This is a genomic window from Janibacter sp. YB324, assembly GCF_014217915.1.
In the GTDB taxonomy this organism is placed as follows: domain Bacteria; phylum Actinomycetota; class Actinomycetes; order Actinomycetales; family Dermatophilaceae; genus Janibacter; species Janibacter indicus.
The window spans coordinates 2,357,700-2,383,814 of record NZ_CP060120.1; the positions used below are offsets into that span (position 1 = coordinate 2,357,700).

The following is a 26,115-nucleotide window of genomic DNA, read 5'->3' on the forward strand; positions in this document are numbered from 1 at the left end:
TGGACCCTCGGTGCTGCTCACACTGCTCATTCCACGATCACTCCCTGGATGTAGTCGGCCGCGTGCCGTGCCCGCTCCCGCAGGTCCGTCAGGTCGGTGCCGCTGACGTTGACGTGGCCGATCTTGCGACCGGGGCGCACGCCCTTGCCGTAGAGGTGCACCTTGAGCTCGGGGTCGCGGGCCATGAGGTGCCGGTAGGTGGGGTAGAGGTCTTGGTGCTCGCCGCCGAGCACGTTGCCCATGACGGTCCACGGCTCGCGGGCCCGGGGCGAGCCGAGCGGCAGGTCGAGGACGGCGCGCAGGTGCTGCTCGAACTGCCCGGTCACCGCGCCGTCCATGCTCCAATGGCCGGAGTTGTGCGGGCGCATCGCGAGCTCGTTGACGACGACCGAGCCGTCGGCGAGCTCGAAGAGCTCGACGGCCATCACCCCGGTGACGCCCAGGGCGGCCGCGATGTCGAGCCCGACGAGGGTCGCCGCCTCGGCGGCCTCGGGGGCCAGGTCGGGGGCCGGCGCGATGACCTCGGTGCAGATGCCGTCGGTCTGGACGGTCTCGACGACCGGCCACGCCGCGGCCTGGCCGGAGGGGCTGCGGGCGAGCAGCACGGCGAGCTCGCGGACGAAGGGGACGGCCTCCTCGAGGAGCAGCTCCTCGTCACGCTCCGCCGCGGCGGCGAGCCAGTCGCGCACGTCGTCGACGGTGTCGGCCACGAGCACCCCCTTGCCGTCGTAACCGCCGCGCGGGGTCTTGACGACGAGCGGCCAACCGGTCTCGTCGCCGAAGGCCACGACGTCGGCCTCGGTCCGGGCCGCAGCCCACCGGGGGCACGGGACGCCGGCACCGGTGAGGGCGCGCCGCATGACGAGCTTGTCCTGGGCGTGCCGCAGCGCCTGAGGGGTCGGGTGGACCGCGACGCCGTCGGCGACCAGCGCCTCGAGGACGTCGGCCGGCACGTGCTCGTGGTCGAAGGTGACGACATCGCAGTGCCGGGCGAAGTCGCGCACCGACGCGACGTCGGTGTGGTCACCGACCGGGGCGAAGGGGGTGACGAGCGCGGCTGCGGCGTCGGGCGCCTCGGCGAGCACGGCGAGGGTGACGCCGAGCTCGGCGGCCGGTCCGGCACACATCCGGGCGAGCTGACCACCACCGATCACACCGACGACGGGGAATCCTCCGGGGGCACGTGGGGGTGTCGACACCTGCCCGAGGATACGTGGCCGACAGCGCCGGCCGTCGCGGATTACGCTGCTCGGGATGCCAGACACCACACGGACGGCCTCCGAGGCCGCAGACGACGTCACGCCGCCCCGTCGCCGCGGCGGGTTCGGGCGCCTCGTCGACACGATCTGGCACGAGGTCGCGAAGTTCGGGCTCATCGGCGCAATCAGCTTCGTCATCGACCTCGGCGGCATGAACCTCCTGACCCACACCGTCCTCGAGGGCAAGCCGACGACGGCACGCATCCTGAGCGGCGTCGCCGCGACGCTCTTCGCGTGGTTCGGCAACCGCAGCTGGACCTTTGCGCACCGACGCTCCCGCCCGGTGCACCACGAGGTCACCCTCTTCTTCGTCGTCAACGGCCTCGCGCTGGTCATCTCGACGCTGTGTCTGGTGATCTCGCACTACGTCCTCGGCTTCGAGTCCCGGCTGGCCGACAACATCGCGACCGTCTTCGGCATCGGCCTGGGCACGCTCTTCCGCTTCTGGACCTACCGCCGCTTCGTCTTCGCGCACGAGCCGATGGACGTCGGCACCTCTCCCCTGTCGGACGAGGACCCCCCGGCCTGACCCGCTCAGCGGCTGCCGGGGCCGGAGAGGAAGATCGAGAAGACGGCCGGCTGGGCCTGGACGAGCTCGAGCCGACCACCGTTGCGCTCGGCGAGCTGCCGGGCCAGTCCCAGGCCGAGCCCGGAGCCGTGCGAGGTCACCGACCGCTCGAAGATGTGCGGGGCGATCGCTGCGGGGATCCCTTCGCCCTCGTCACGCACCTCGATGACGACCGAGGTGCCCGAGCCGCGCACCTCGATCTCGACCCGACCGGCGCCGTGGGCGAGCGCATTTTCGATGAGGGTCTGCAGGATCTGGGAGAGGTCGACCGGCGAGGCCCGCACGGCCAGCCCGGGCGGGCCGACGACCCGCATCGTGCGGTGGGCCGCGGAGAAGGCCGGCTGGTACTCGCGCTGCAGCCCCGCGAGGACCGAGTCGAGGGAGATCTCGGGCAGCTGCGCCGCCTCCCCCTTCGAGCGTGAGCGCATCGTGTCGACGACGCCGGTGAGCCGCTCGACCTGGGTCACCGCCACCGCCGCCTCGTCGCGGATCGTTTCGAGGTCGTCGGTCTGGCCGATCTCCTCCAGGCGCATGAGCAGGGCGGTCAGGGGCGTGCGCAGCTGGTGCGAGGCGTCGGCGGCGAAGTCCCGGTCGAGGGCGCGCTGCTGGGCGAGCTCACCGGCCAGCCGCGCGAGGTCGCCGGTGACCTTGTCGATCTCGGTGAGGCCGACGAGCGGGCGGGGCAGTGCCCCCTCCCCCTCGCGGATCGCCCGGACCTGCCGGTCGAGGAAGGCCAGACCGCGCTGGCGCCGTCGCTCGAGGACGCGCAGGACGAGCAGCGCCACCCCGCCGACCGTCACCACGGCGACGAGCGGTGAGATGACGGTCCAGGCGACGAGGTCGAGGCCCAGGACCGCGTCGTGCGGCGACCCCGAGACCATCGCCACGCTGCCCAGGACGAGCGCGGTGACGACGGCCACCCCGACGATCGCCGCGACGAGGAGGCGGCGCACCCGGCCCGAGCCGGTCACGAGTCGAAGCGGAACCCGACGCCACGGACGGTGGCGATGTGTCTCGGGTCGGCGACGTCGTCACCGAGCTTGCGGCGCAGGACGCTGATGTGCATGTCGAGGGCCTTGGTCGAGCCGTACCACTCCGTCTCCCAGACCTCACCCATGAGCTGTTCGCGGGTGACGACCCGACCGGCCTCGCGGACGAGGACGCTCAGCACGGCGAACTCCTTGGCCGTCAGGGCCAGCTCCTCGCCGTGGAACCACACGCGGCGGCTGTCGCCGTCGATGCGCAGCGGGCCGGTCGGCTCGACGGCGTCGTCGGAGCGACGGCGCAGGAGCGCGCGCACGCGCGCCATGAGCTCGGCGAGGCGGAAGGGCTTGGTGACGTAGTCGTCGGCACCCGCGTCGAGCCCCACGACCGTGTCGACCTCGTCGGCGCGGGCGGTGAGGATCAGGACCGGGACGTCGGAGCCGGTCGCGCGCATCCGACGGCAGACCTCGAGCCCGTCGAGCGTGGGCAGACCCAGGTCGAGGACCAGCAGGTCGGGCGGGGCACCGGTCGCCGCGTCGAGCGCGTCACGCCCGTCCTCGTGGACCGTCACCTCGTATCCTTCGCGGACGAGGGCCCGGGCCAACGGGTCGGAGATCGCGGCGTCGTCCTCGGCCAGCAGCACTCGTGTCATGGCGCGATCATAGGAACTCGAGCTCAGACGTGCGCGGTGACATCCGCAGGACGCCGCACACCGGTGACGCGCACGAGGCGACTCGGGGCCACCTCGCCGATGCCGCGCAGCTCGCGCGGGCGGGTCGGCAGGGTCGAGAAGCCGCTCAGCGGCTCCAGGAGGCGGGCGAGCGCGTCGTCGACGAAGACCCCACCGGGCGGTGCCACCGCGGTCAGCCGGCTCGCGCGGTTGACCGTCGTGCCGAAGACGTCGCCGAGGCGACGCACGACCGGCCCGTAGGCCATGCCGACCCGGGCCGAGGGCAGCAGGTCGTCCTCGCCCATCGCCTCGACGAGGTCGAGCGCGATGGCCGCCGCGGGCGCGACCTCGAAGGTCTGGAAGAGCACCTCGTCACCGACGGTCTTGACCACCCGGCCGCCGTGGGCGGTGACGACGTCGGTGCACAGGTCCTCGAAGCGCTGGACCATGCGGGCGAGGTCGCGCTCGGTGAGCCGGCGCACGACCGAGGTGAAGTTGACCAGGTCGGCGAAGCCGATGACCGAGGCCCGGCTGCCGTCCTCCTCGACGGTGAGCAGCCGCTGGATCGTCGCGGTGAGCTGGCGACGCCACACGTAGACCAGCAGCGGCTCGAGCTCGTCGGACAGCTCGGCGAGCCAGGCGGCCGCGGCCTCGGCGTCGCGGGTCGAGGTGGCCGCGGCACCGCGCGGGGTCGTGTCGTCGGCCGGCTCGTCGGGGTCGCCCTCGAGGGCGTCACCGCGCCGCAGCCGGGCGATCTCCTCGCTGACCAGCTGGCCCTGCCAGGCCGCCAGGCGGTCCATGGTGCGGGCGATGGCCCGGGTCATCGCGAGGGCGAACTCCTCGGGGATGTCACCCTCACGGACCATCGCCGCGACGCGGCTCAGCGCGTCGAGGTCGGCCTCGGTGAACATCGCGTCGCCCTCCTGGACGACGGGGAACCCCATGGCGTGCCAGAACTTGCGGGCCGAGCGGATCGAGACGCCCGCGCCGCGGGAGACCTCACGGCGCCCCATGCTCGCGGGGCGGCCGAGCATGGCGCGCTCGAAGGCCTCGAGAGCCGGGTCGGGGGAGAGCTCGGGAGGGGGCGACGGACCATCAGGCGGGCTGCTCGACAAGGCCACCTCCGTGCGCGTGTGGGGTCGGGTGACCGGTCGCGGTCACGGGCGAGGTGGCGTGCCCGCGGGGCGGATGTGCTGCACGTCACCTGCCGCCACCGTATCGAAGCGACCGTCAACGCTGATGACCAGCCTGCCGTCGGCGTCGACGTCGACGGCCCGCGCCGTCTCCACGGACCCGTCGGGCCGGTGCACGTCGACGAGCCGACCGATGGTCCCGCACGCGGCGCGGTAGGCGAGGTGGACCCCCTTCGCCCGGTCGCTGCCGTCGGCGAGGTCAGCGTGGAGGGCCCGCAGCCGGGTGAGGACCGCGGCGGCCAGCTCGGTGCGGTCGGCGTCGGCGCCCGCGAGGCGAAGGGAGGTCGCCGTCGCCACGGGGAGCTGGTCCCGTGCGTGGTGGACGTTGATGCCGATGCCCACGACGACCCCCTCCCCGGTGGGCAGCATCTGGCACAGGATCCCGCAGACCTTGCGCCCGTCGTCGGCGGGGAGCAGGACGTCGTTGGGCCACTTCAGCTCGGTCTCGACGCCGAGGGCGGCGACGGCGTCGCGGACGGCCAGGCCGGCGGCGAGGGGCAGCCAGCCGGGGTCGGGCACGCGGGGCACGACGACGGACATCGCCAGTCCCGCGCTGCGGGTCTCCTGCCAGGCCCGGCCCAGACGACCGCGTCCGGCGGTCTGCAGCTCGGCGAGGACGGGAGACCACGGCAGGGCCCGGTCGAGGGCCTCGGCGTTGGTCGAGCCGACCTCGTCGAGATGGGTGACGGGGGCCCACCCGTGTGACGTGGGCAACGCCTCGGTCAGTCGGTGGACGTCGATCGGAGGGAGCATGGCGGCAAGGCTAGGCTGCGCCCCATGTCCCAGAGCACCGAGACCACTGACGCTCAGGCGATCGGTGGCACCGACGTCCCCGCCGACATCGACATCCACACGACGGCCGGCAAGCTCGCCGACCTGAAGCGCCGGGTGGCCGAGGTCGCGCATGCCGGATCGGAGCGCGCGATCGAGAAGCAGCACGCGCGCGGCAAGAAGACCGCCCGCGAGCGCCTCGACCTCCTCCTCGACGAGGGCAGCTTCGTCGAGATGGACAAGTACGCGCGGCACCGCTCAACCGCCTTCGGCCAGGAGGCCAACCGCCCCTACGGCGACGGCGTCGTCACCGGCTACGGCACGGTCGACGGTCGCCAGGTCGCGGTCTTCGCCCAGGACTTCACCGTCTTCGGCGGGTCCCTCGGCGAGGTCTTCGGCGAGAAGATCACCAAGGTCATGGACTTCGCGATGAAGATCGGGTGCCCGGTCATCGGTCTCAACGACTCCGGTGGGGCGCGCATCCAGGAGGGCGTCGTCTCACTCGGTCTCTACGGCGAGATCTTCAAGCGCAACGTCCACGCGTCGGGTGTGATCCCGCAGATCTCGCTCATCATGGGCCCCTGCGCCGGCGGTGCCGTCTACTCCCCCGCCGTCACCGACTTCACCGTCATGGTCGACCAGACCTCGCACATGTTCATCACCGGCCCCGACGTCATCAAGACCGTCACCGGCGAGGACGTCGAGTTCGAGGACCTCGGTGGCGCCCGGTCGCACAACACCAAGTCGGGTGTCGCGCACTACATGGGCTCCGACGAGGAGGACGCCATCGACTACGTCAAGGCGCTCCTGTCGTACCTGCCGAGCAACAACCTCGAGGACGCCCCGCGCTTCGGTGAGGAGCTCGACCTCGCGGTCAACGACACCGACCTGGTGCTCGACACGATCATCCCCGACTCGGCCAACATGCCCTACGACATGAAGCAGGTCATCGAGACCATCGTCGACGACGGTGAGTTCCTCGAGGTGCACCCGCTCTTCGCGCCCAACATCATCTGCGGCTTCGCCCGCGTCGAGGGCCGCTCGATCGGTGTCGTCGCCAACAACCCGATGCAGTTTGCGGGCACCCTCGACATCGACGCCTCGGAGAAGGCCGCGCGCTTCGTGCGCACGTGCGACGCCTTCAACGTCCCGGTCCTCACCCTCGTCGACGTCCCAGGCTTCCTGCCCGGCACCGACCAGGAGTGGAACGGCATCATCCGCCGCGGCGCCAAGCTCATCTACGCCTACGCCGAGGCGACCGTCCCGCTCGTCACGGTCATCACCCGCAAGGCCTACGGCGGCGCCTACGACGTCATGGGCTCCAAGCACCTCGGTGCCGACATCAACCTTGCGTGGCCGACCGCCCAGATCGCGGTCATGGGTGCGCAGGGCGCGGTCAACATCCTTTACCGCAAGCAGCTCGCGGCCGCCGAGGCCGAGGGGCGCGACCTCGACGAGGCGCGTCAGGAGTTCATCACCGCCTACGAGGACGCGCTGGCCAACCCCTACGTCGCCGCCGAGCGGGGCTACATCGACACGGTCATCACGCCGAGCAACACGCGCATGAACGTCTCCAAGGCGCTGCGGGCCCTGAGCACCAAGCGCGAGAGCCTGCCGGCCAAGAAGCACGGGAACATTCCGCTGTGACGGCTTCGCAGGCTCAGCCCACCCAGCGGCTCCACGCTGTGACGGCTTCGCAGGCTCAGCCCACCGAGCAGTCCGAGGCCACCGAGCAGGCCGAGACCCCTGCCGGCCCGCGCATCGAGGTCCTCGGCGACGCCTCCCCCGAGCAGGTCGCGGCCCTCGTCGCGGTCCTGTCCGGGCTGGGTGGCGGCGAGGACGAGGCCCCGGCGGCTCCCCCTTCGCGCTGGGCCTCCCGCGAGCGCCTCGTGCGTGGCCCGGTCCACCCCTCGCGCGGCGGCTGGCGAGCCTCGGCCCTCCCCCGCTGACCCGCTGCCCCTCCGGCGGTTGAAATACACCCCGCGTGTTTAGACACGCGGGGTGTATTTCATTCGTCAGCCCCGATGGTCACCCAGCCGCTCGCAGGCTGAGCAGGCGGTGTGCCTCGACGATCTGGTCGAGGAAGGCGTCGGGCTCGAGACGCAGCCCGAGCAGGGGGACGCGCAGGATCATGTCGCTGCGCATCGCGATGTCGTTCTGGCGCAACATGTCCTCGACGGGTGAGACACCCTCCAGATGGTGCCGTCCGTCGACCTCGACGACGAGGCCGATCTTCCAGCGGACATCGAGGTAGTAGCGGCCGCCACGCCCGTCGACCACGAACTGTCGCTCCGGTGACGGCAAACCCCGGGCCCGGCACAGGGCCGCGAGGTCGAGCTCCCCGAGCGCCTGGGCGCCGCCGACGATGTCGTCGATGAGCCGGGCGACGAGGGCACGACGCCGCCGACCCACGTACCACTGATGGGCCTCCTTCAGGTGCTCGCCGGTCACGATGCGCTGCTGGACCGGCATCACCAGGAACAGTGCCGCCTGGCGATCGCTGACCGCCCACTGCGCCGCGCGGAGGGCGGCCAGTGCAGGTCGGGTCCGTGGCAGGCCGGTCGGCATATCGTCGTCGCACAGTCTGCGCGCGAGCTTGTGCACCTCCACGCCTTCGACGTCCGGAGCCCTTTTCAGCTTGTGCACCGAGACGTGCACGATCTCGTCGGCCAGCCCGCGCAAGCCTGCGGCCTGCAAGGCGCTCACCCCGTCGACGAGGGCACCACCGCCCACCTCGTGGACCGCTCGCCAACGCAAGCCGATCGGATCGATCGGCCCGCAGTGAGTCACCACCGACCGGGTGCCGCACCGGGCCCACCTACGATCGCGAACGAGCCTCGCCACGACGTCGCGGTGCAGGCCGAACTCCGTCGTCTGGCGCCGGCTCAGCACTCCCCCGGAGTCGAGGGCGGCTTCCTCGACTCGAGCCACCTTCGCCAGCGTCGAGGCTCTCAACATGCGTACAGGCTGGATCGGACATCGCCGCCGGACGACTCACCCAGCCCGGCTGTGGATGAGGTCAGCCCTTCCGTCCCGGATGTGGACGGCGGTTGAAATACACCTCGCGTGCTCGGACACGCGGGGCGTATTTCAACCGCGGGGGCGGAGCGAAGGGGGCGACGTAGGCTCGCCCGGTGAGTGAGCCCCGCGTCCGCAGCGTCAACATCGGCCGACCACTGCTCCAGCGTGTGCCGAAGGGGAGGCCCACCGGCATCGGCAAGCAGCCGGTCGACGTCATCACCGTCGCCGACCCGGGCCCCAAGCGCGTCGAGGACGGCTCAGGTGTCTCGGGCGTCGCGGGTGACCACATCGGTGACGGGCGCCACCACGGCGGGAGCGACCAGGCCGTCTACGCCTTCGCCCGCGAGGAGCTCGACGCCTGGGCGCAGACCCTCGGCCGAGAGCTGCCCGACGGCATGTTCGGCGAGAACCTCACGACGAGCGGCCTCGACGTCGACGCGAGCGAGGTCGGCGACGTCTGGCACGTCGGGGCCGCCGTGCTCGAGGTCCGCGGGCCGCGCGTGCCGTGCGCGACCTTTGCCGAGCGCATGGGCGAGCGCGGCTGGGTCAAGCGCTTCGCCGCGCACGGACGCAGCGGGGCCTATCTCCAGGTCAACCACCCCGGCGAGATCCGCCCGGGTGACCCGATCACCGTCACCCGGTCAGGTTCCGGGCTCAGCGTGCCGACCCTGCTGCGGGCCTTCCTCGGGGATCGGGACGCCGTCCGGCTCGCCATCGAATCCGGGGCCCTCGCCGAGCACCGTCGCGAGGAGCTGCTCGCCCGGCTCTGACCCGCACCCCTCAGAAGAGCGAGAGCGGACCCTCGTCCTCGGCCGCCGACCGGCCTGACGCCGCCCCGAGCACCGGGGCCGGGGGTGTCGCACCACTCGACCGGGCACCCGGGATGCCGGGGCCGGGCTCGGGGGCGGCCCCCTTCGACCAGGCCGCGGCGGCACTCGTGGCGAGCCGGTCGGCGTGCTCGTTGAGCTCGTGGCCGGCGTGCCCCTTGACCCACTCGAAGCTCACCCGGCGCCCCTGCATCGCCGCGTCGAGCGCCTGCATGATCTCGACGTTGAGGACCGGCTTGCCGTCCTTCTTGCGCCAGCCCTTGCGCTTCCAGCCGGGCATCCACTGGGTGATCGAGTTGATGACGTACTTGCTGTCGCAGATGACGTGCAGCTCCTCGTCGAGGTGCGCCGTCTGCTGGAGCAGGTCGAGGACGGCGGTCAGCTCGCCCATGTTGTTGGTGCCGTGCGGCCAGCCGCCGCAGGCCCAGCGCTCGTCGTCGATGTACCAGCCCCAGCCGGCGGGGCCGGGGTTGCCGAGGGCGGAGCCGTCAGCGGCGGCGGTGATCGTCATGCAGGCACTCCAGGCGAAGGGGGGTCACGGGCGGCCCCGAGTATCGCACCGGGGACTCACCCGGCCGGCACCCGGGCGAGGACCTCGCCATGCACCACGACGAACCATCCGTCGGGCGAGCTCGTCCACGCCCGCCAGCCCTCGACGACGTGGGCGATGCCCCCTTCGTCGGCCAGGCCCTGCCGCAGGACCTCGTCGTGGAACCCGGACTCGACCGCCCGGCGCTGCCACTGGCCGCCCCACCAGTCACGCGCCTCGTCGTCGGCGTAGCACCACACCGAGGCCGTCGCGGTGACGTCGGTGAGGCCGGCGGCGTGCGCCCACCCGAGCAGGTGGCGGCCCGCGTCGGGCTCGGCGCCCGCCCCCCGCGCTGCCGCCCGGTAGAGCTCGAGCCAGCTGGTCAGGCCGGGGTGCGCGGGCGCCCAGGTCATCGCCTCGTAGTCGGCGTCGCGAGCAGCGACGAGACCACCCGGCCGGGCGACCCGGGCCATCTCGCGGAGCAGGCCGACGGGGTCGGTGACGTGCTGGAGCACCTGGTGGGCGTGCACGACGTCGAAGGAGTCGTCCGCCCAGGGCAGCGCCATCGCATCGGCGACCTCGAAGGTCGTGCGCTCGTCCCCCGCCTCCCGGGCGGCGCTGCGCGCCTGCGCGACGACCTGCGCCGAGGCGTCGACGCCCACGACCTCGCCCGGGGAGACGCGTCGCGCGAGGTCGAGCGTGATCGAGCCCGGCCCGCACCCGACGTCGAGCACCCGCAGCCCCGGACGCAGGCGCGGGAGGAGGTAGGCGGCCGAGCTCTCGACGGTCCGTGCTGCGTGCGACGCGACGACCGGCTCGGCATGGCCGTGGAGGTAGCGGTCCATGCCTCGATCGTGGCACCGGCGCGCCCTCCAGCCGCGGTGCCGTCGGATCGCGAGACGCTCGTGGCCGGCGCAGCGGCCTCCTTCGTCCCGTGGTTCCCCGAGATCACCCTCTCCTCCGAGGTCGTGCTCATCGGGTTGCTGCCGCCCCTGCTCTACGCCACGGCGATCTCCACCTCGCTCGTCTGACGGCCGACGCCTCGGAGTAGCGTCCGCAGGGTGACCCACGAGCAGCGCCGCCCCCAGACCGACGTCGACCGGATCGCCGAGGCCCACCTCGACCGCGAGGTGGGCCTGTCGCCGATCACCGCGACCTACCTCGGCCTGCCCGGCCACGATGGCGAGCTCGACGACCTGTCCCCTGAGGGCTTCGCCGCGCACTCCCGGCTGCGGCGGGAGACGCTCGCCTCGCTCGACCGGGCGACCCCCGTCGACGACGTCGACCGGGTGACCGTCGAGGCGATGCGCGAGCGGCTCGGGCTGGCCGAGGAGTTCCACGACGCCGGCCTCGACCTCGCCGAGCTCAACGTCATCGCCTCGCCGCTGCAGTCGGTGCGCGACGTCTTCGACCTCATGCCGACGGCGAGCGCCGACGACTGGGCCACGCTCGCCGCCCGCATGGGCCGGGTGCCCGCCGCGCTCGACCAGTGGACCGCCTCGCTCACCGCCGCCGCGACGAAGGGGGAGATCGCTCCCCTTCGTCAGTACGAGCGGTGCATCGAGCAGTGCACCGACCTCACCGCCCCCGACGGCTACTTCGCCGGCCTGCTCACCGACGCGCGCACCGACGACGGCCCGCTCCCCGACTCCGTCGCGGCTGACCTCCGGCGATCGGTGGAGGCCGCCGCCGGTGCCTACCGTGACCTCGCGTCGCGCCTGGCGCCCCTGCGGGACCGGGCACCCGAGGCCGACGCCTGCGGTCGCGAGCGCTACGCGCTGCACTCGCGCGCCTTCCTCGGTGCGCGCATCGACCTCGAGGAGACCTACGCCTGGGGCCAGGAGGAGCTCGCGCGCATCACCGCCGAGATGACGGCCGTGGCCGAGCGCATCCAGCCCGGCGCGAACGTCAAGGAGGCCGTCGCGGCCCTCGACGCCGACCCGCGCTACCAGCTGCACGGCACCGACGCGCTGCGCGAGTGGATGCAGCGCACCGCCGACGAGGCCATCAAGCTGCTCTCGCCGCACCTCGACATCCCCGAACCGGTGCGCACCATCGAGTGCCGCATCGCGCCGACCGAGACCGGCGGCATCTACTACACGGGCCCGAGCGACGACTTCTCCCGTCCGGGCCGCATGTGGTGGTCGGTGCCCAAGGGGGTCACCGAGTTCGGCACCTGGCGCGAGCTGACGACCGTCTACCACGAGGGCGTCCCCGGCCACCACCTGCAGGTCGGCCAGACGGTCCACCGCAAGGAGCTGCTCAACCGCTGGCGGCGCCTCGCGTCGTGGACGTCGGGTCACGGCGAGGGGTGGGCCCTCTACGCGGAGTGGCTCATGGCCGAGCTCGGCCACATGGACGACCCCGGCAACCGGATGGGCCTGCTCGACGGGCAGTCGCTGCGCGCGGCCCGCGTCGTCCTCGACATCGGGGTGCACTGCGGCTTCGAGGCGCCGGCCGAGGTCGGTGGCGGCGCGTGGACCTACGACAAGGCGTGGGACTTCCTCTCGGCCCACGCCAACATGGACGACGGCTTCCTGCGCTTCGAGCTCGACCGCTATCTCGGGTGGCCGGGCCAAGCACCGAGCTACAAGATCGGCGAGCGGCTGTGGCTGCAGCTGCGCGAGGAGACCGCCCGTCGCGAGGGAGCCGACTTCGACCTGCGGGCCTTCCACCGGCGAGCCCTCGACGTGGGCGGGGTGGGCCTGGACACCCTGCGCTCGGCCGTCCTCGGCTGAGCACCCTTGCCCACGAGGTCGTCCCCGGGCGGGGCCTACGATGCTGGGCGTGAAGCACTTCAGGGGGTCCGTGTCCGTCCTCGCCGTCACCGCACTGCTCGCGGCGGCGCTCGCGGGGTGCTCGTCGGGGTCCGACGAGCCCACCGAGACCGACGGCACGGTGACCGTCACCTACTCGAGCTCGACGAGCAATGCACCGACGACGCAGACGGTCACCTCCTCCCCCTCCCCGGGCGACGGGGGCACGAGCCGGGCCACGGGCGACGGGGGCACGAGCCGGGCCACGGGCGACGGCTCGGCCGGTGACCCGAGTGGCTCGTCCTCCCCCTCGTCCACGTCGTCGGGTCCGGGCGCGAGCGCCCCGACCTCCCCGCCCAAGGACATCGGCGCCTACGCCGACACCTTCGTGCGCGCCTGGGGCCGGGGTGACCGGTCGGTCGCCTCGACCTACGCCTCGGCGAGCGCCGTGAGCTCGCTCTTCGGCCAGCGCGCGGTCGGCGGTGGCGGGTGGCAGCGGCAGGGCCTCACCCACGACGGCGGCTCCGTCGAGGTCCGCTACAGCGACGGGACCGACACGCTCACCGTCCGGCTCGACGCCGGCGACGCCGCCTCCGGCACCGAGCACGCGGTGAGCAGCGCGACGCTCAGCGCCGACGCACCGCAGACCGGTGACGGCCTGCCGACCTCGCTCACCGACTACGCCGACGCCTTCGTGCTCGCCTGGGGCAAGGGCGAGTCCGGCGCGTGGACCTACACGAGCGACGCGGTCGAGCTGACCTTCGGCTCGACCAACCCGTCGGGCGGACCGCGGTGGTCGCGGACGTCGAGCGGCACCACGACCGTCACCTACGGCAACCGCGACGGTGGCACCCTCGTACTCACCCTCGACCTCGAGCGCGTGGGCTCCGGCTCCGCCGGGGCGATCACCGGGGCTTCGCTCTCCTGACGGCATGACGAAGGGGGTGTGGCCGGGTCCAACCGGCCGCACCCCCCTTCGTCACGTCCTGGTCAGAGGCGCCAGCAGGAGCTCAGCTGGTTGCGACCGGCGAAGCGGTCCTCGAAGAACACCATGGACTTGGCGATGTGCCCCGGCATCCCGCCGACGTGGGTCGGGACCACGCCCGCGTTGAAGGTGACCCGGGAGCCCTTGTCGCACCAGTCGCTCCCGAGCTGCTTGCCCACCCCGTAGGGGATGACGTCGTCACCGATGGAGTGGTTGATCTGCACCGGAGCATTGGGCTTGAGCTTGCCGATGCGCTGCTTGCCGACCGCGGTGGCGAAGGGCTCCTCGGTGAGCAGCTGCCCGAGCTTTTTGCCGCTCACGGTGTACTTCGACGTGTCGAGGTTGGCGTACGAGAAGAGGTCGAAGACGCAGGCGCTCTCGACCCTGCCTGCGAGCTCCTTGCCCTCGGCGTTGAACACCGTGCCCGGGTCGATGTGCTCGCTGGTGGCCAGGCCGAGCGTCGCGAAGAGCGCGAAGAGGGTATAGGTCGTGCCGTCGATGTTGGCCCCGACCTTGGCGAGGTCGGCCGGCGGTGCACCGATGGCCGAGCCCTTGATGTTGAGCTCGGGTGCGTAGCTGGCGGCGAGCTCGGAGGCAGCCGCTGCAGCGCCGCCACCCTGCGAGTAGCCCATGAGGCCGATGGGGGTCTGGGCGTCCATACCGCTGCCCTCGAGGTTCTTGACGGCGCGGGCCATGTCGAGGGAGGCACGGCCCTGGGCCTCACGCATCATGTAGGTGTGCGTGCCGGGGGTGCCGAGGCCCTGGTAGTCGGTGACGCCGACGGCGTAGCCGCGGCCGACGGTGCGGGCGATGCCCAGCCCCTCGTACTCGACGAGGCTCTCCATCTGACGGGAGGGGGCGCAGGAGTCGCCCATGCCCTGGGTGCCGGCGGTGTAGGAGATGAACGGACGCCGCGACGCGCCGACGTACGGAGTCTTGGGGACGAAGACCGTGCCGGTCACCGCGATCGGTGTGCCCTCGCCATCGGTGGACGAGTACATGATCCGGGTGGCCGTGACGACACTCGATGAGAGGTTGAAGGGGTCGAGCAGCAGCGGGGCCGGCTCGCTGCGGATGATCGTGCCGGGCGTGCTCGGGATCGTCGCCGGCGGCTCGTAGAAGGCGGGGCGCGCGGCCTCGGGGGTGTCGGTGAGGGTCGCGGCACCTGCGGTGCCCGGGGTGTCGTCGGGTCCGGCGGATGCGGTCCCGGCGAGGGGGAGGCCCACGGCCACCGCGAGGGTGGCGGCCGCGACGGCACGCTTCGTCATTGAAAACATGCGAGTCCTGTCTGTCAGGAGAGGTGGCGGTCCCCCGGACAGGTGTGGTGCTCCTGGGCCGGACGACGTCGTCTCAGTGGCGGTGGAAACCATAGTTCCCTACCGGTCACGTGCCCACAACCGGAGATGATGTGGTCGTGCACTCACTCGTCCTCGCCTCCGCCTCCCCCGCCCGCCTCGGTCTGCTGCGCGCCACCGGCATCGACCCCCGCGTCGTCGTCAGCGATGTCGACGAGAAGGCCGTCGAATCCGCTGCGCGGCAACGGGATCCGCAGCTGTCACCCGCTCAGCTCGCGCAGCTGCTGGCCGACGCGAAGGGCGCCGTCGTCGCCTCTCACCTGCGCGACGAGTCGGGAGGGACCGCGGCTGGCGAGGCGGACGCCGAGCAGCCCCGCTGGGTCCTCGCGTGCGACTCGGTCCTCGAGGTCGACGGGCAGGTCCACGGCAAGCCCGGCACGCCCGAGGTCGCCCGCGAGCGGTGGCAGCAGGTGCGTGGCCGCTCGGCGGTGCTGCACACCGGCCACCACCTCGTCGACCTGCGGGACGGCCGCACCGCCGGGGCTCCGGCGAGTGCGACCGTCCACTTCGCATCCGTGACCGACGCCGAGATCGACGGCTACGTCGCGACGGGCGAGCCGCTCCACGTGGCCGGCGGCTTCACCCTCGACGGGCTGGGCGCCCCCTTCGTCGAGTCGATCGAGGGCCACCCGAGCACCGTCATCGGTCTCTGCCTGCCGCTGCTGCGGCGCCTGCTCGCCGACCTCGGGGTCGACTGGTGGCAGGTCGCGTCCGCTCAGTCCCTGGGGTAGGCGACCGCGGCCTGCGCGTCGACGATGCCGCGGCCGTAGAGCGCGCTGTAGCCGCCGCGGGCGCCGAGCAGCGGGTGCCGCGAGGTCGACAGGATCGCCCGCTCGACGTTCGCCATGCTGCGGTCCTGGCCGAAGAGGATCGCAGCGACCCCGGCGACGTGCGGGGTGGCCATCGAGGTGCCGGCGAAGGCCGCGTAGTCCTTGCCCTCGCCACACTCGCCGGTGCCGGTGCCGCGCGGCACGGTCGAGAGGATGTCCTCGGAGCAGTCGCCGCCGAGGAGTCGGCCGGAGCCGCCCGGCGCCGCGACGCCCTTGCCGCGGAAGGTCACGGGCAGCTCGGAGAAGTAGGACTTCATCTCGTTCTTGTCCGTGGCCCCGACGCAGATCGAGTCGCTGCTGAAGGCCGGGTCGTTGCACAGCAGGGTCGAGGTGTTGCCGGCCGCGGCCACCGTGAGGGTGCCCTTGTCGCGGGCGTACTGGATCGCGTCCTTCATCGTCGTGTCGAGACCGAGGATGGAGAAGATCTGGGTGCCCGGCAGGCCACCCAGGCTGAGGTTGATGACGTCGGCGCCGTTGTCCGCCGCGTAGCGGATGCCCTCGGCGATGTCCTCGTTGGTGCCCGACCCGTCCTCGAGGACCTTGATCGGCATGACCTTGGCGTCGGGGGCGACACCGGCGACGCCGATCCCGTTGTCAGCGGTGGCGGCGATGGTGCCCGCGACGTGGGTGCCGTGGACGTCGGGCTCCTGACCCTCGCCGTCCTGGCCCTTCCAGCTGCCGTTGCCGCACGAGCCCTTCTGCTCGCCGCAGACGAAGTCGGCGCCCGGCACGAGCCGGCCCTGCAGGTCGGGGTGACCGAGGTCGACACCGGTGTCGACGACGGCGACGACGGTGCCGGCACCGCGGCTGCTCGACCAGGCCTGCTCGGCGTGGACCTGGTCCAGACCGTAGAGCTCGTCGCGCAGCGGGTCGTCGGTGGCGGCACCGGCCGAACCGGCGGTGACGACGAGGCCGACCGCGCAGGCAGCGGCGGCGAAGGGGGCGGTCCAGGTCTTCATCGAGGGGTCCTTCGTCAGGGAGCGTTGGTTACCCCACGGTAACGACGAGGCGGCGCCCCCGCAGCGCGAGCGGGGTGGGAGACGGGTCACGCCCCCTTCGCCCTGCCTCGTCCGTCAGACCGGAGGGATCCCCCGACGGCGCTCGGAGAAGCGGCGATCGCGGCCGCGGGCGTGCCGCAGGCGGGCGAGCAGCTCCTCGCGCAGGGCCTCGGGCTCGATGACCTGGTCGATGACGAGGTCCGCCGCCAACCGCTCGAGGTCGACGTCCTCGAGGTACTCGGCGCGACGCGCGGCGATGAACTCGTCGCGTGCGGCCTCGCCCTCGTCGGCCTCGACCTGAGCGATCTTGTTGGCGTAGACGGCGTTGACCGCGGCCTCGGGACCCATGACGGCGATGCGCGCGGTCGGCAGCGCGATCGTCGCGTCCGGCGCGAAGCCCGGCCCGCCCATCGCGTAGAGACCGGCGCCGTAGGCCTTGCGGACCACGACGCAGAACTGCGGGACCGTGGCCGAGGCGACGGCCGAGACCATCTTGGCGCCGTGCCGGATGATGCCGCCGCGCTCGACCTCGGACCCGATCATGAAGCCCGGGACGTCGGCGAGGTAGATCAGGGGGATCGAGTAGGCATCGCAGAGCCAGATGAAGCGGGCGGCCTTGTCGGCGCTGTCGGTGAAGAGCACGCCGCCCTTGGCCATGGAGTTGTTGGCGACGATGCCGACGGTCTCCCCCGCCATCCGACCGAGGCCGACGACGAGCTCGGGCGCGAAGAGCTCCTTGACCTCGAAGAAGGAGTCGTCGTCGATGAGGCCGTCGATGACGTCGTGCACGTCGAAGGGCTGCGACTCGCGCTCGGGGATGGTGGCGGAGGTGAGCGCTGCGGCCGGCTCCTCCGGCTGGTACGAAGGGAGGTCGCTGCGCCAGTTCTGCGGCAGGTAGCTCAGCCACAGACGGGCCGCCTCGATCGCCTCGGTGTCGTCGGCGACGAGCACGTCGCCGACGCCGCTCACGGTGCAGTGCATGCGGGCCCCGCCCATCTCCTCGAGAGAGACCCGCTCGCCGACGACCATCTCGGCCATGCGGGGGCTGCCCAGGTACATCGAGGCATTGCCCTCGACCATGATGACGAGGTCGGTGAAGGAGGGGATGTAGGCGCCACCGGCCGCGCTCGGGCCGAAGAGGCAGCAGATCTGCGGGACCTTGCCCGACAGCGCGACCTGGTTGTGGAAGATGTGGCCGGCACCGCGACGACCGGGGAACATCTCGACCTGGTCGGTGATGCGCGCACCCGCGGAGTCGACGAGCCAGAAGACCGGCAGCTCCTCGCGCAGCGCGCTCTGGGTGGCGCGGACGATCTTCTCGACCGTGCGGGCGCCCCACGAGCCGGCCTTGACCGTCGGGTCGTTGGCGATGACGATGATCGGCCGCTCGTCGACGAGACCGCGCCCGGTGACGACGCCGTCGGCCGGCAGGCCGGCGGCCAGGGCGTTGGCGTAGCGCCCGTCCTCGACGAAGCTGCCCTCGTCGACGAGCAGGGCGATGCGGTCGCGGACGTAGAGTTTGCCCTGGGACTCGAGCTTCGCCGCGGCCTTGTCGGTCGGGCGCTCGGAGGCCTCGTGCGCCTCGTGGATGCGACGGCGGACGTCCTCGACGGCGGGGTCGAGCGGATAGCTGCTCATGCCGGCAGACCCAGGTGGCGGGCGATGACCATGCGCTGGACCTCCGAGGTCCCCTCGCCGATCTCGAGGATCTTCGCGTCTCGGTAGAAGCGCGCGACGGGGTACTCCTCCATGAAGCCGTTGCCGCCGAAGACCTGGGTGGCGATGCGCGTCGCGCTCACCGCGGCCTCGGAGGTGTAGAGCTTGGCGATCGACGCGGCCTTGGCGACCTCCTGGGTCGAGCGGCGACCGCGGTCGGCCTCGTCCTTGAGCCAGGCGGCCTTGTAGGTGAGCACGCGCGAGGTCTCGGCCATGACGGCGAGGTCGGAGACCTGGAAGCTCACGCCCTGGTTGACGCCGATCGGCCGACCGAAGGCGGTGCGGGTCTGTGCGTAGTCGGTGGCCAGCTCGAGCATGCGCTGGGTCAGGCCGGTCGCGAGCGCCGAGATCGCGATGCGGCCGTCGTCGAGCGTCTTGAGGAACTGGCGGAAGCCCTGCCCCTCGGCGCCGACGAGGTGGTCGGCGGGGACGCGGCAGCCCGAGAAGCTCAGGCCGTGGGTGTCGGAGATGTTCCACCCGAGCTTGTCGTAGGGCGCTTCGACGGTGAAGCCGGGGGTGCCGCTCGGGACGATGATCGCGGAGATCTGCGGGCGGCCCTCCGCGCTCGTGCCGGTGCGCGCGGTCACCGTGACGAGCGAGGTGATGTCGGTGCCGGAGTTCGTGATGAAGGACTTGGCGCCGTCGATGACCCACTCGTCGCCGTCGCGCTTCGCCGTCGTGCGGGTGCCGCCCGCGTCGGAGCCGGCGTCGGGCTCGGTGAGACCGAAGCCGGCGAGCGCGCGCCCGGCGACGAGGTCGGGGAGCCAGCGGTCGCGCTGCTCGTCGGACCCGTAGGTGAGGATCGGGTTGATGCCCAGGCCCACGCCCGCGGAGAGCGTGATGCCGATGGACTGGTCGATGCGGCCGAGTTCCTCGATCGCGACGCACAGCGCGGTGAAGTCGGACTGGACGACGCCGTCGACGGTCTCGGCGGACCCGCCCCAGCGCTCGGGGACGACGAGGCCGAAGAGGCCGAGGTCGCCCATGCGGCCGACGACCTCGAGCGGCAGGTGGTGGTCCTTGTCCCACTGGGCGACGTGCGGCTCGACCTCGCGCTCGGCGAAGTCGCGCACGCTCGCGCGGAAGTCCTCGTGGTCCTGCGACAGCTCGAACATGCCCGACCTTCCCGTGGTGCCCACCCGGGGTAGCGGCAGCACCTTTGCTTGACGTTGACGTCAACGTAAAGCATTATCTCGGCTCATGACAAGCCGGACGAAGGGGGCGACTCCCGCGAGCGCGGACGTCGCCGCCGCGCAGCCCGAGTCGACGTGGACGATCCGCGAGATCGCCGACGAGTTCGGCATCACGACGCGCACGATCCGGCATTACGAGGACCTCGGCCTGATCTCCCCCGAGCGGCAGGGCACGACGCGGATCTTCCACCGGCGCGACCGCACCCGGCTGAGCCTGGTGCTGCGGGGTAAGCGGCTGGGCTTCCCGCTCGACGAGATCGCGACGATCATCGACCTCTACGATGCTCCGCGGGGCCGCCGCAGCCAGCTGACCTACGTGCTCGCGCAGATCGACGAGCGGCGCGCCGACCTCGAGCAGCGCCGACGCGACCTCGACGAGGCACTGACCGAGCTGGAGACCTTCGAGCAACGGTGTCGCGCCGAGCTCGACGCCCGCTGACCCATCCGCTTCTCTCTTCGCCCCGAACTCCCCGCACGAGGCCTCCGGTCATCCGAGATCGCCCGGCCACGACGAAGGAGTCAGGTATGCACACCCTCACCAAGGCCGCACTCGCCACCCCGGCCGCGTGCGCGATCCTCCTCGCGGGAGCCACCGGCGCCAGCGCCGACGAGAAGTGGACGATGAAGCTCACGGACACGATGGGCAACGACAGCGGGTCCTCGTCGACCGCACAGATGTCGCTCGCCGGTGACCAGCTGACGATCGACATCACGGGCACGGGGTTCACCCCCAACTCGCCCCACGCCCAGCACTTCCACGGCTCCTTCGACGAGAACAAGGACTTCACCTGCCCGACGTCGGCCGCCGATGCGGACGGCGACGGTCAGGTCAACACCGAGGAGGGCCTGCCGACCTACGGCGACATCATGATCTCGCTGACGACGAAGGGCGACACGAGCCCCGACAGCGGCCTCGCCGTCGACCGCATGCCGACCGCCGACGCGGACGGCAACCTGTCGTACTCGCGCACGATCACCCTGCCCGAGGGCGCGGGCGCCAAGCTGAAGAACCTGCACATCGTGCAGCACGGCCTTGACGCCAACGGCAACGACACGTACGACCTCGACGCGCTCGGCGAGTCGAGCTTCGCGAAGTCCGTCGGGGTCGAGGGCATCCCGGAGGAGGCCACCAACCCGGCGACGTGCGGCACGGTCACCGGCGCGGCCGTCGGCGCACCGCCCACGGGTGGCGTCGAGACGGGCGGCGGGAGCACCGAGGGTGTCGAGGCGAAGGGCGCCCTGGGCGCCGGCGCCTTCGCCATGGTCGGCGCGGTCGGCCTGCTCGCCTACCGCCGACGCCTGACACGGGAGAGCTGAGCCGGTCGTGCGAGAGCACACCCGGGGTCGCGACCGTCGCGCGCGTGGCGTGGCGGTCGCGGTCCTCGCCCTCGCCGTCGCCGGGGGCGGCCTGACGGCCTTCGGCCTGTCGCAGCAGGAGACCCGCATGCCCCCGCCCGCCGCCGTGTCCGAGGGCGGGCACGCCGGGCACGGCCGCTCGACCACGGGCTCGTCCCCGACGGGCAGCCCCACCTCCGGGTCCGGCCACGCGGGGCACCACATGGGCCCGGGGACGAGCAGTCCGGCGAGCCAGGGCGCGGCCGTTACCGCGACGACCGAACGGATGTCCCGCTCACGGCCGACGTCCGTGTCCATCCCCTCCCTGGGCGTGACCAGCTCGGTCATCGACCTCGGCCGGCAGCCGGACGACACCATGGAGGTACCCCAGGACGCCGCGAGCACCGGGTGGTTCACCGGCAGCCCCACCCCCGGGGAGCTGGGTCCGGCCGTCCTCGCCGGTCACGTCACGTGGGACAAGAAGCCCGCGGTCTTCTTCGAGCTGGGCTCGATGCGCGACGGGCAGCGGGTCGAGGTCTCCCGCGCGGACGGGTCGACCGCGGTCTTCGAGGTGACCGACGTCGGTCAGTACCCCAAGACCGACTTCCCCACCGACAAGGTCTACGGCGAGGTCGACCACGCCGCCTTGCGGCTCATCACATGCGGCGGCCACTTCGACGGTGAGACGGGTCACCACGTCGACAACGTCGTCGTCTACGCCGAGCTCGTCGACGAGCGCTGACCCGACTCGCCGCGGTCAGGCGCGAGAGCTCAGGTAGGCATCGATCTCGGCGGCCGTCGGGGCGGTCGTCGGACCCTTGCGGGTGACCTTGATGGCGCCCGCGGCATTGGCCCGGCGGCAGGCCTGCGCCCAGTCGCTGCCCCGGGCCACCTCGGCGAGGAGCACGCCGGTGTGGGTATCGCCGGCGCCGTTGGTGTCGACGGGCGTCTCGGGGAAGCCGGGGACAATCGTCGTCACCCCGTCGACCCGCACGGCGCACCCCCGGTCGCCGTCGCGGACGACGGCGACGGCACCTGGCTCCAGCAGTGCGGCGACGGCCTCGGCGGCCGGCCCCATCCCCTTCGCCCCACCGAAGTGCTCGGACTCCTCGGCATTGCCGGTCCAGACGTCGGTGAGCGCGACGACCCGGGAGCGAAGGGAGGGCTCCAGCTCCGCGAAGACGTCGCCGGGGTCGAGCACCACGACGACGCCCTCGGGCAGGGACTCCAGCCAGGCGACCAGCGGGTCCCGGGTGCGGCCGACGAGGCTGTAGCCGCTGACGCACACGAGGTCGCCGGCCACCGGGGCGCTCGTCGCGAGCGACTCGACGCTGATGTGCCGCTCGGCCTCCTGTGTCGTGACGAAGGTGCGCTCCGCGGACGGCTCGATGAGGACGAGGCAGGTGCCGGTGTCGAGGTCCTCGACGACAGGCGCCGACAGGACCACACCCTCGGCGGCGAGGGTCTCGCGCACGAGGTCGCCGTTGGGCCCCCGCCCGTGGGCGCCGGCGTGGACGGCCTCGACACCCGAGCGCACCGCCGCGAGCAGGATCGTCACCGCTCCCCCGGCGTGGCGCGTGGCGACGTCGGCCATGACGTTGCCGCCGCGCCGCGGCAGGCTGGGCACCTCGACGACGACGTCGACGAGCGCCTGCGCCGTGTGGATGACACGAGGGGCCACGTCAGGTCTCCCGGACCACGTGGACCTTGGCCCGGTGCTCGATGCGCCACCCGGGCCGGTCGGCGAAGTACTCGTCGGTGGCCGTGCGGGCACCGGACCAGTGGTAGTAGTCGTCGAGGACGATCCGGCCACCCGGCACGACCTGCGGGGCGACACGCTCCAGGCAGACCCGGGTCGAGGCGTACCAGTCACCATCGAGATGAGCCAGCGCGACCGGGCCGTCGATGTGCACGGTGTCCTCGAAGAGGCCACGCACGAGCTCGACCCCGCTCTCCCCCACCGGCACCCCGTGCCGCGCGCAGGACGCGGTGACCTCGCCGAGGAGGTCCTCGCGGTAGCCGTAGTAGGTCTGCCCGCCGAGACCCGAGGACTCCCCACGCCGGATCGCCTCGTAGCGGTCGTGGACGTCGCGACCGTCCTCCTGCGTGGGCGGCGGGATCATCCCGAAGACGTCGAAGACGCGCATCGGGCGTCCGCTCGCCCGGGCCGCGGCCATGACGATCGCGGAGCCACCGAGCGCGGTCCCGCACTCGACGACCATGCCCTCACGGCCGGCCCGGTCCGCCTCGACGACGAGCTCGGCCAGGAGCCGCAGGTCGTCCTCACCCAGATAGGTCAGGTGCTCCTCGCGGACTGCGGCGATGACCTCCTCGACCCGCTGCGGCACGGTGATGTCGGCGAAGGGGTGCCGGGTGAAGTCGCGCAGCAGGTCCAGCTCCGCGCGCTGGGCCAGCATCCGGCTCTTGAGTCGTCGGACCTGGTCGTCGGTCACGGTGCGGCTCCGTCCTGCCGAGGGTGCGAGGGATGTCGCCACCGTACCCACTGGGGAGCGCTCCCCCTGCCCACCCGTCCCGGCACGCCGTAGGTTGGTCACTCGCCCGTGCCCGCTCTCTCCGCCGTGGTGAGTGCCACGCTATCCGGCGCGGGGCGGCCCGACCGGGTCCGGCAGACTGACGGCATGACGCACACCCCCCGGTTCGCCTCCGTCGACGACGTCACCGAGCGCCTCGCGGCGCACGGCTACCTCGCCTCCGACGAGATCGCGACGACGGTCTACCTCGCCGACCAGCTCGGCAAGCCGCTGCTCATCGAGGGGCCGGCGGGTGTCGGCAAGACCGCGCTGTCCGCGGCCGTGTCGGCCGCGACCGACGGCGAGCTCGTGCGTCTGCAGTGCTACGAGGGCGTCGACGAGGCGCGGGCGCTCTACGAGTGGAACCACGCCAAGCAGCTGCTGCGCATTACCGCGGCCGGCGCGCACCACGACGCCGCGGGCGCCGACGAGGCGGACTGGTCCTCGGTCAAGGAGGACATCTTCACCGACGAGTTCCTCCTCTCCCGGCCGCTGCTCACCGCGATCCGCAACGCGCACCCGACGGTGCTGCTCATCGACGAGCTCGACAAGGCCGACGTCGAGATCGAGGGACTGCTCCTCGAGGTGCTCTCCGACTTCCAGGTGACCGTGCCCGAGCTCGGGACGATCAGGGCGAGCCAGACCCCCTTCGTCGTCCTGACCTCCAACGCGACCCGCGAGCTGTCCGAGGCCCTGCGCCGCCGCTGCCTCTACCTCCACATCGACTACCCCGAGGCCGACCTCGAGCTGCGCATCGTGCGCCTCACCGTGCCCGACCTCGACGAGACCCTCGCGGCCTCCGTGGTGCGGCTCGTCGGCGCGCTGCGCGAGATGCGGCTGCGCAAGTCGCCCTCCGTCGCCGAGACCATCGACTGGGCGCGCACCCTCGTCAGCCTGGGCGCCGGCGGCGAGCTGGCGCCCGAGATCGTCCGCGCGACCCTCGGCGTCGTCCTCAAGCACCGCGAGGACATCGAGCTCGCCGTGCAGACCCTGGACCTGGACCGTGCCCTCGCCTGACCCGCTCGGCGAGCGCCTCGTCGACCTGTCCCGGGCGCTGCGCCGGCACGGCGTGACGGTCGGGACCTCCGAGGTGGCCGACGCCGCTTCTGCCGCAAGGGCGCTCGGCCTCGACGACCGCGAGCGCCTGCGCACCGGTCTCGCCGCGACGATGATGCGGCGGTCGGCGGACCGGGCGGTCTTCGACCAGCTCTTCGACATCCACTTCCCGCCGGCGGTGGGGCACCGCACAGGCGAAGCGCCGGACCTCGCGCCGACGGACACCGCGGGAGCCCGCGAGCGCGCGGCGGCGATCCGCGAGGAGCTCGTCGAGGCCCTCGCGCGCGGTGACCAGCAGGAGCTCGACCGCCTCGCGGCCCGCGCAGTGAGCGAGCTCGGCCGTCTGGCCAACGAGTCGTCGACCGGGGGCTGGTCGGCCAGCCAGGCGATCGAGCGGCTCGCCCCGCAGACCGCGATCGCGGCCGCCCTCCAGCGAGCCCGCGATGCCGGCGACGTCACCGGCGGGTCCGGCGAGGGTTCCGGCGGATCGGGCGAAGGGAGCGGCGGCGCCACCGGCAGCGGTGGCGGCGGCGCGGGCAGCGCGTGGCGGCCGGAGCAGCTGAGCGACCGCTACGACCGCGACGAGATCCGCCGCCGGGTCGGAGCCTTCCGACGCAAGGTCGAGACCGAGTCGGCGCGACGCAATGCCGAGGTCCGCGGGCGCGACCGCATCTCCCGCTACGGCGTGCGAGACCCCTTGGAGCGCAAGGACTTCCTGCTCACCGGCAAGACCGAGGCGGCCGAGCTGCACGCGGTCATCGCTCCCCTGTCACGCAAGCTCGCGGCCAAGCTCGCCGCGCGCCAGCGGCGGCAGTCACGCGGCACCATCGACATCCGTCGCACCCTGCGCGCTGCGATGTCGACCGGTGGCGTACCGGTGCGTCCGGCCTACAAACGGCGCACCCGCAGCCGGGCCGACATCGTCCTGCTGTGCGACATGTCCGGGTCGGTCGCCGGCTTCTCCCGCTTCACGATGCTGCTCCTGCAGTCGCTCGCCGGGGTCTTCCGCCGGGTGCGCTTCATCGGCTTCGTCAACACGTGCGACGACATCACCGACCTCGTGCGCGAGGCGCAGGTCGGCGAGGACATCAGCGAGCGGGTGGCCCGCGAGGCGCAGATGACCCGATGGCACGGGTCGAGCGACTACGGCGCGGCCTTCGAGGACGCCGTCGAGCACCACCTCGACGCCATCGGACCGCGCTCGACGGTGCTGATCCTCGGTGACGCCCGCACCAACGGCACCGACCCGCGCATCGACCGCCTGCGCATCCTCGTCTCCCAGGCCCGCTACGCCGCCTGGCTCAACCCGGAGGCGGAGCGCATGTGGGACACCGGCGACTCGGTGGCCAGCCGCTACGCCGAGGTCGTCGACATGCACGAGGTACGCAACATCGAGCAGCTGCGGCAGTTCGTCTCCCGCCTGCCGGTCGGCTGAGGGCACCCACTCCCCCTTCGCCCACTGCATTGCCCTACGGCAATGCAGAGTCTTGACGTCGAGACGTTGCATTGCCGTAGGGCAATGCAGCGTCCGGGTGACG

General features: G+C 72.3%; 27 protein-coding genes. 13 read left to right on the top strand and 14 right to left on the bottom strand.

Going from position 1 to position 26,115, the window contains the following annotated elements:
- Positions 1 to 26 precede the first annotated feature (26 nt).
- On the bottom strand, positions 27 to 1,199 hold the full coding sequence (locus tag H7A72_RS11525; RefSeq protein ID WP_185220606.1) for a 5-(carboxyamino)imidazole ribonucleotide synthase: 1,173 nt from the start codon (positions 1,197 to 1,199) through the stop codon (positions 27 to 29).
- Positions 1,200 to 1,254: 55 nt separating this feature from the next.
- On the opposite strand from H7A72_RS11525, the gene H7A72_RS11530 reads away from it, so the two are divergent.
- Positions 1,255 to 1,788, top strand: a complete 534-nt coding sequence (locus H7A72_RS11530) for a GtrA family protein (protein ID WP_223277620.1) — start codon at positions 1,255 to 1,257, stop codon at positions 1,786 to 1,788.
- A gap of 5 nt (positions 1,789 to 1,793) precedes the next feature.
- Here the strand turns inward: H7A72_RS11530 and H7A72_RS11535 are convergent, their stop codons facing one another.
- Genes H7A72_RS11535 through H7A72_RS11550 form a run of 4 tightly spaced genes read right to left on the bottom strand, consistent with a single transcriptional unit; the run spans position 1,794 to position 5,427 of the window.
- Entirely contained in the window at positions 1,794 to 2,798 is a 1,005-nt protein-coding gene (locus H7A72_RS11535) for a HAMP domain-containing sensor histidine kinase (RefSeq protein ID WP_223277621.1), read from the bottom strand.
- Positions 2,795 to 3,463, bottom strand: coding sequence for a response regulator transcription factor (locus H7A72_RS11540; protein ID WP_084450335.1), 669 nt, complete (start codon positions 3,461 to 3,463; stop codon positions 2,795 to 2,797). The genes H7A72_RS11535 and H7A72_RS11540 overlap by 4 nt, the downstream gene beginning before the upstream one ends.
- A 23-nt stretch (positions 3,464 to 3,486) precedes the next feature.
- A complete protein-coding gene (locus H7A72_RS11545) occupies positions 3,487 to 4,596 on the bottom strand; it encodes an adenylate/guanylate cyclase domain-containing protein (RefSeq protein ID WP_223277622.1) in 1,110 nt (369 codons plus the stop codon).
- A 42-nt stretch (positions 4,597 to 4,638) separates the two neighbouring features.
- Positions 4,639 to 5,427: a biotin--[acetyl-CoA-carboxylase] ligase gene (locus H7A72_RS11550; protein WP_185220607.1), complete on the bottom strand. Its 789-nt coding sequence runs from the start codon at positions 5,425 to 5,427 to the stop codon at positions 4,639 to 4,641.
- A 24-nt stretch (positions 5,428 to 5,451) separates the two neighbouring features.
- On the opposite strand from H7A72_RS11550, the gene H7A72_RS11555 reads away from it, so the two are divergent.
- Positions 5,452 to 7,092, top strand: a complete 1,641-nt coding sequence (locus tag H7A72_RS11555) for an acyl-CoA carboxylase subunit beta (RefSeq protein WP_072625195.1) — start codon at positions 5,452 to 5,454, stop codon at positions 7,090 to 7,092.
- 38 nt (positions 7,093 to 7,130) lie between these two features.
- Positions 7,131 to 7,394 carry an acyl-CoA carboxylase subunit epsilon gene (locus H7A72_RS11560; protein ID WP_084450416.1) on the top strand — a complete coding sequence of 88 codons (264 nt, stop codon included), beginning with the start codon at positions 7,131 to 7,133 and terminating at the stop codon, positions 7,392 to 7,394.
- A gap of 79 nt (positions 7,395 to 7,473) precedes the next feature.
- Here H7A72_RS11560 and H7A72_RS11565 read toward each other — a convergent pair whose 3' ends face one another.
- Complete coding sequence (locus H7A72_RS11565) at positions 7,474 to 8,127, bottom strand: hypothetical protein (RefSeq protein ID WP_185220608.1); 654 nt, start codon at positions 8,125 to 8,127, stop codon at positions 7,474 to 7,476.
- A 452-nt stretch (positions 8,128 to 8,579) separates the two neighbouring features.
- Here H7A72_RS11565 and H7A72_RS11570 point away from each other — a divergent pair, with 452 nt between their 5' ends.
- Positions 8,580 to 9,236: an MOSC domain-containing protein gene (locus H7A72_RS11570; RefSeq protein WP_200811168.1), complete on the top strand. Its 657-nt coding sequence runs from the start codon at positions 8,580 to 8,582 to the stop codon at positions 9,234 to 9,236.
- Positions 9,237 to 9,246: 10 nt separating this feature from the next.
- Here H7A72_RS11570 and H7A72_RS11575 read toward each other — a convergent pair whose 3' ends face one another.
- Both H7A72_RS11575 and H7A72_RS11580 read right to left on the bottom strand, forming a co-directional pair.
- Positions 9,247 to 9,804: a ribonuclease H gene (locus H7A72_RS11575; RefSeq protein WP_084450332.1), complete on the bottom strand. Its 558-nt coding sequence runs from the start codon at positions 9,802 to 9,804 to the stop codon at positions 9,247 to 9,249.
- Between the two features lie 56 nt (positions 9,805 to 9,860).
- The gene (locus tag H7A72_RS11580) at positions 9,861 to 10,667 is read right to left on the bottom strand and encodes a methyltransferase domain-containing protein (protein WP_185220609.1); all 807 of its coding nucleotides are present in this window, start codon (positions 10,665 to 10,667) and stop codon (positions 9,861 to 9,863) included.
- Between the two features lie 60 nt (positions 10,668 to 10,727).
- Between H7A72_RS11580 and H7A72_RS16915 the strand changes: the two genes are divergently transcribed.
- The 3 genes from H7A72_RS16915 to H7A72_RS11590 are packed head-to-tail and all read left to right on the top strand — an operon-like array spanning position 10,728 to position 13,506.
- Complete coding sequence (locus H7A72_RS16915) at positions 10,728 to 10,853, top strand: hypothetical protein (RefSeq protein WP_255494307.1); 126 nt, start codon at positions 10,728 to 10,730, stop codon at positions 10,851 to 10,853.
- 30 nt (positions 10,854 to 10,883) lie between these two features.
- The gene (locus H7A72_RS11585; protein ID WP_185220610.1) at positions 10,884 to 12,560 is read left to right on the top strand and encodes a DUF885 domain-containing protein; all 1,677 of its coding nucleotides are present in this window, start codon (positions 10,884 to 10,886) and stop codon (positions 12,558 to 12,560) included.
- 49 nt (positions 12,561 to 12,609) lie between these two features.
- Entirely contained in the window at positions 12,610 to 13,506 is an 897-nt protein-coding gene (locus H7A72_RS11590) for a hypothetical protein (RefSeq protein WP_185220611.1), read from the top strand.
- 62 nt (positions 13,507 to 13,568) lie between these two features.
- Here the strand turns inward: H7A72_RS11590 and H7A72_RS11595 are convergent, their stop codons facing one another.
- Positions 13,569 to 14,831 (bottom strand): lipase family protein, encoded by a 1,263-nt coding sequence (locus tag H7A72_RS11595; RefSeq protein WP_223277623.1) that lies wholly within the window; start codon positions 14,829 to 14,831, stop codon positions 13,569 to 13,571.
- Between the two features lie 146 nt (positions 14,832 to 14,977).
- Between H7A72_RS11595 and H7A72_RS11600 the strand changes: the two genes are divergently transcribed.
- Positions 14,978 to 15,649: a nucleoside triphosphate pyrophosphatase gene (locus H7A72_RS11600; protein ID WP_370543534.1), complete on the top strand. Its 672-nt coding sequence runs from the start codon at positions 14,978 to 14,980 to the stop codon at positions 15,647 to 15,649.
- Here the strand turns inward: H7A72_RS11600 and H7A72_RS11605 are convergent.
- The 3 genes from H7A72_RS11605 to H7A72_RS11615 all read right to left on the bottom strand — a co-directional run bounded on the left by H7A72_RS11605 (position 15,634) and on the right by H7A72_RS11615 (position 19,577).
- Positions 15,634 to 16,707, bottom strand: coding sequence for a S8 family serine peptidase (locus H7A72_RS11605; RefSeq protein WP_185220613.1), 1,074 nt, complete (start codon positions 16,705 to 16,707; stop codon positions 15,634 to 15,636). The two genes, H7A72_RS11600 and H7A72_RS11605, sit on opposite strands and share 16 nt — an antisense overlap.
- A 114-nt stretch (positions 16,708 to 16,821) precedes the next feature.
- The gene (locus H7A72_RS11610) at positions 16,822 to 18,384 is read right to left on the bottom strand and encodes an acyl-CoA carboxylase subunit beta (protein ID WP_185220614.1); all 1,563 of its coding nucleotides are present in this window, start codon (positions 18,382 to 18,384) and stop codon (positions 16,822 to 16,824) included.
- Entirely contained in the window at positions 18,381 to 19,577 is a 1,197-nt protein-coding gene (locus H7A72_RS11615) for an acyl-CoA dehydrogenase family protein (RefSeq protein WP_084450324.1), read from the bottom strand. Before H7A72_RS11615 ends, H7A72_RS11610 begins: the two co-directional genes overlap by 4 nt.
- Positions 19,578 to 19,662: 85 nt before the next feature.
- Between H7A72_RS11615 and H7A72_RS11620 the strand changes: the two genes are divergently transcribed.
- The 3 genes from H7A72_RS11620 (at position 19,663) to H7A72_RS11630 (ending at position 21,732) form a co-directional block, all read left to right on the top strand.
- Positions 19,663 to 20,094 (top strand): MerR family DNA-binding transcriptional regulator, encoded by a 432-nt coding sequence (locus H7A72_RS11620; protein ID WP_185220615.1) that lies wholly within the window; start codon positions 19,663 to 19,665, stop codon positions 20,092 to 20,094.
- A gap of 86 nt (positions 20,095 to 20,180) precedes the next feature.
- Positions 20,181 to 20,972, top strand: coding sequence for a hypothetical protein (locus H7A72_RS11625; RefSeq protein WP_185220616.1), 792 nt, complete (start codon positions 20,181 to 20,183; stop codon positions 20,970 to 20,972).
- A 7-nt stretch (positions 20,973 to 20,979) separates the two neighbouring features.
- Positions 20,980 to 21,732 carry a class F sortase gene (locus tag H7A72_RS11630; RefSeq protein WP_185220617.1) on the top strand — a complete coding sequence of 251 codons (753 nt, stop codon included), beginning with the start codon at positions 20,980 to 20,982 and terminating at the stop codon, positions 21,730 to 21,732.
- Between the two features lie 15 nt (positions 21,733 to 21,747).
- Here H7A72_RS11630 and H7A72_RS11635 read toward each other — a convergent pair whose 3' ends face one another.
- Entirely contained in the window at positions 21,748 to 22,671 is a 924-nt protein-coding gene (locus H7A72_RS11635; RefSeq protein WP_185220618.1) for a PfkB family carbohydrate kinase, read from the bottom strand.
- A 1-nt stretch (position 22,672) separates the two neighbouring features.
- Positions 22,673 to 23,443 (bottom strand): TylF/MycF/NovP-related O-methyltransferase, encoded by a 771-nt coding sequence (locus tag H7A72_RS11640; RefSeq protein WP_223277624.1) that lies wholly within the window; start codon positions 23,441 to 23,443, stop codon positions 22,673 to 22,675.
- Positions 23,444 to 23,629: 186 nt separating this feature from the next.
- Here H7A72_RS11640 and H7A72_RS11645 point away from each other — a divergent pair, with 186 nt between their 5' ends.
- The gene (locus tag H7A72_RS11645) at positions 23,630 to 24,538 is read left to right on the top strand and encodes a MoxR family ATPase (protein WP_185220619.1); all 909 of its coding nucleotides are present in this window, start codon (positions 23,630 to 23,632) and stop codon (positions 24,536 to 24,538) included.
- Positions 24,525 to 26,012 (top strand): VWA domain-containing protein, encoded by a 1,488-nt coding sequence (locus H7A72_RS11650; protein ID WP_185220620.1) that lies wholly within the window; start codon positions 24,525 to 24,527, stop codon positions 26,010 to 26,012. Before H7A72_RS11645 ends, H7A72_RS11650 begins: the two co-directional genes overlap by 14 nt.
- Positions 26,013 to 26,115: the final 103 nt, after the last annotated feature.

Excerpts from the sequence above, each read along its gene's own strand:
- H7A72_RS11530 (WP_223277620.1), top strand. The coding sequence starts at position 1,255 with ATGCCAGACACCACACGGACGGCCTCCGAGGCCGCAGACGACGTCACG.
- H7A72_RS11540 (WP_084450335.1), bottom strand. The coding sequence starts at position 3,463 with ATGACACGAGTGCTGCTGGCCGAGGACGACGCCGCGATCTCCGACCCG.
- H7A72_RS11550 (WP_185220607.1), bottom strand. The coding sequence starts at position 5,427 with ATGCTCCCTCCGATCGACGTCCACCGACTGACCGAGGCGTTGCCCACG.
- H7A72_RS11555 (WP_072625195.1), top strand. The coding sequence starts at position 5,452 with ATGTCCCAGAGCACCGAGACCACTGACGCTCAGGCGATCGGTGGCACC.
- H7A72_RS11575 (WP_084450332.1), bottom strand. The coding sequence starts at position 9,804 with ATGACGATCACCGCCGCCGCTGACGGCTCCGCCCTCGGCAACCCCGGC.
- H7A72_RS11580 (WP_185220609.1), bottom strand. The coding sequence starts at position 10,667 with ATGGACCGCTACCTCCACGGCCATGCCGAGCCGGTCGTCGCGTCGCAC.
- H7A72_RS11595 (WP_223277623.1), bottom strand. The coding sequence starts at position 14,831 with ATGACGAAGCGTGCCGTCGCGGCCGCCACCCTCGCGGTGGCCGTGGGC.
- H7A72_RS11605 (WP_185220613.1), bottom strand. The coding sequence starts at position 16,707 with ATGAAGACCTGGACCGCCCCCTTCGCCGCCGCTGCCTGCGCGGTCGGC.
- H7A72_RS11610 (WP_185220614.1), bottom strand. The coding sequence starts at position 18,384 with ATGAGCAGCTATCCGCTCGACCCCGCCGTCGAGGACGTCCGCCGTCGC.
- H7A72_RS11615 (WP_084450324.1), bottom strand. The coding sequence starts at position 19,577 with ATGTTCGAGCTGTCGCAGGACCACGAGGACTTCCGCGCGAGCGTGCGC.
- H7A72_RS11620 (WP_185220615.1), top strand. The coding sequence starts at position 19,663 with ATGACAAGCCGGACGAAGGGGGCGACTCCCGCGAGCGCGGACGTCGCC.
- H7A72_RS11625 (WP_185220616.1), top strand. The coding sequence starts at position 20,181 with ATGCACACCCTCACCAAGGCCGCACTCGCCACCCCGGCCGCGTGCGCG.
- H7A72_RS11645 (WP_185220619.1), top strand. The coding sequence starts at position 23,630 with ATGACGCACACCCCCCGGTTCGCCTCCGTCGACGACGTCACCGAGCGC.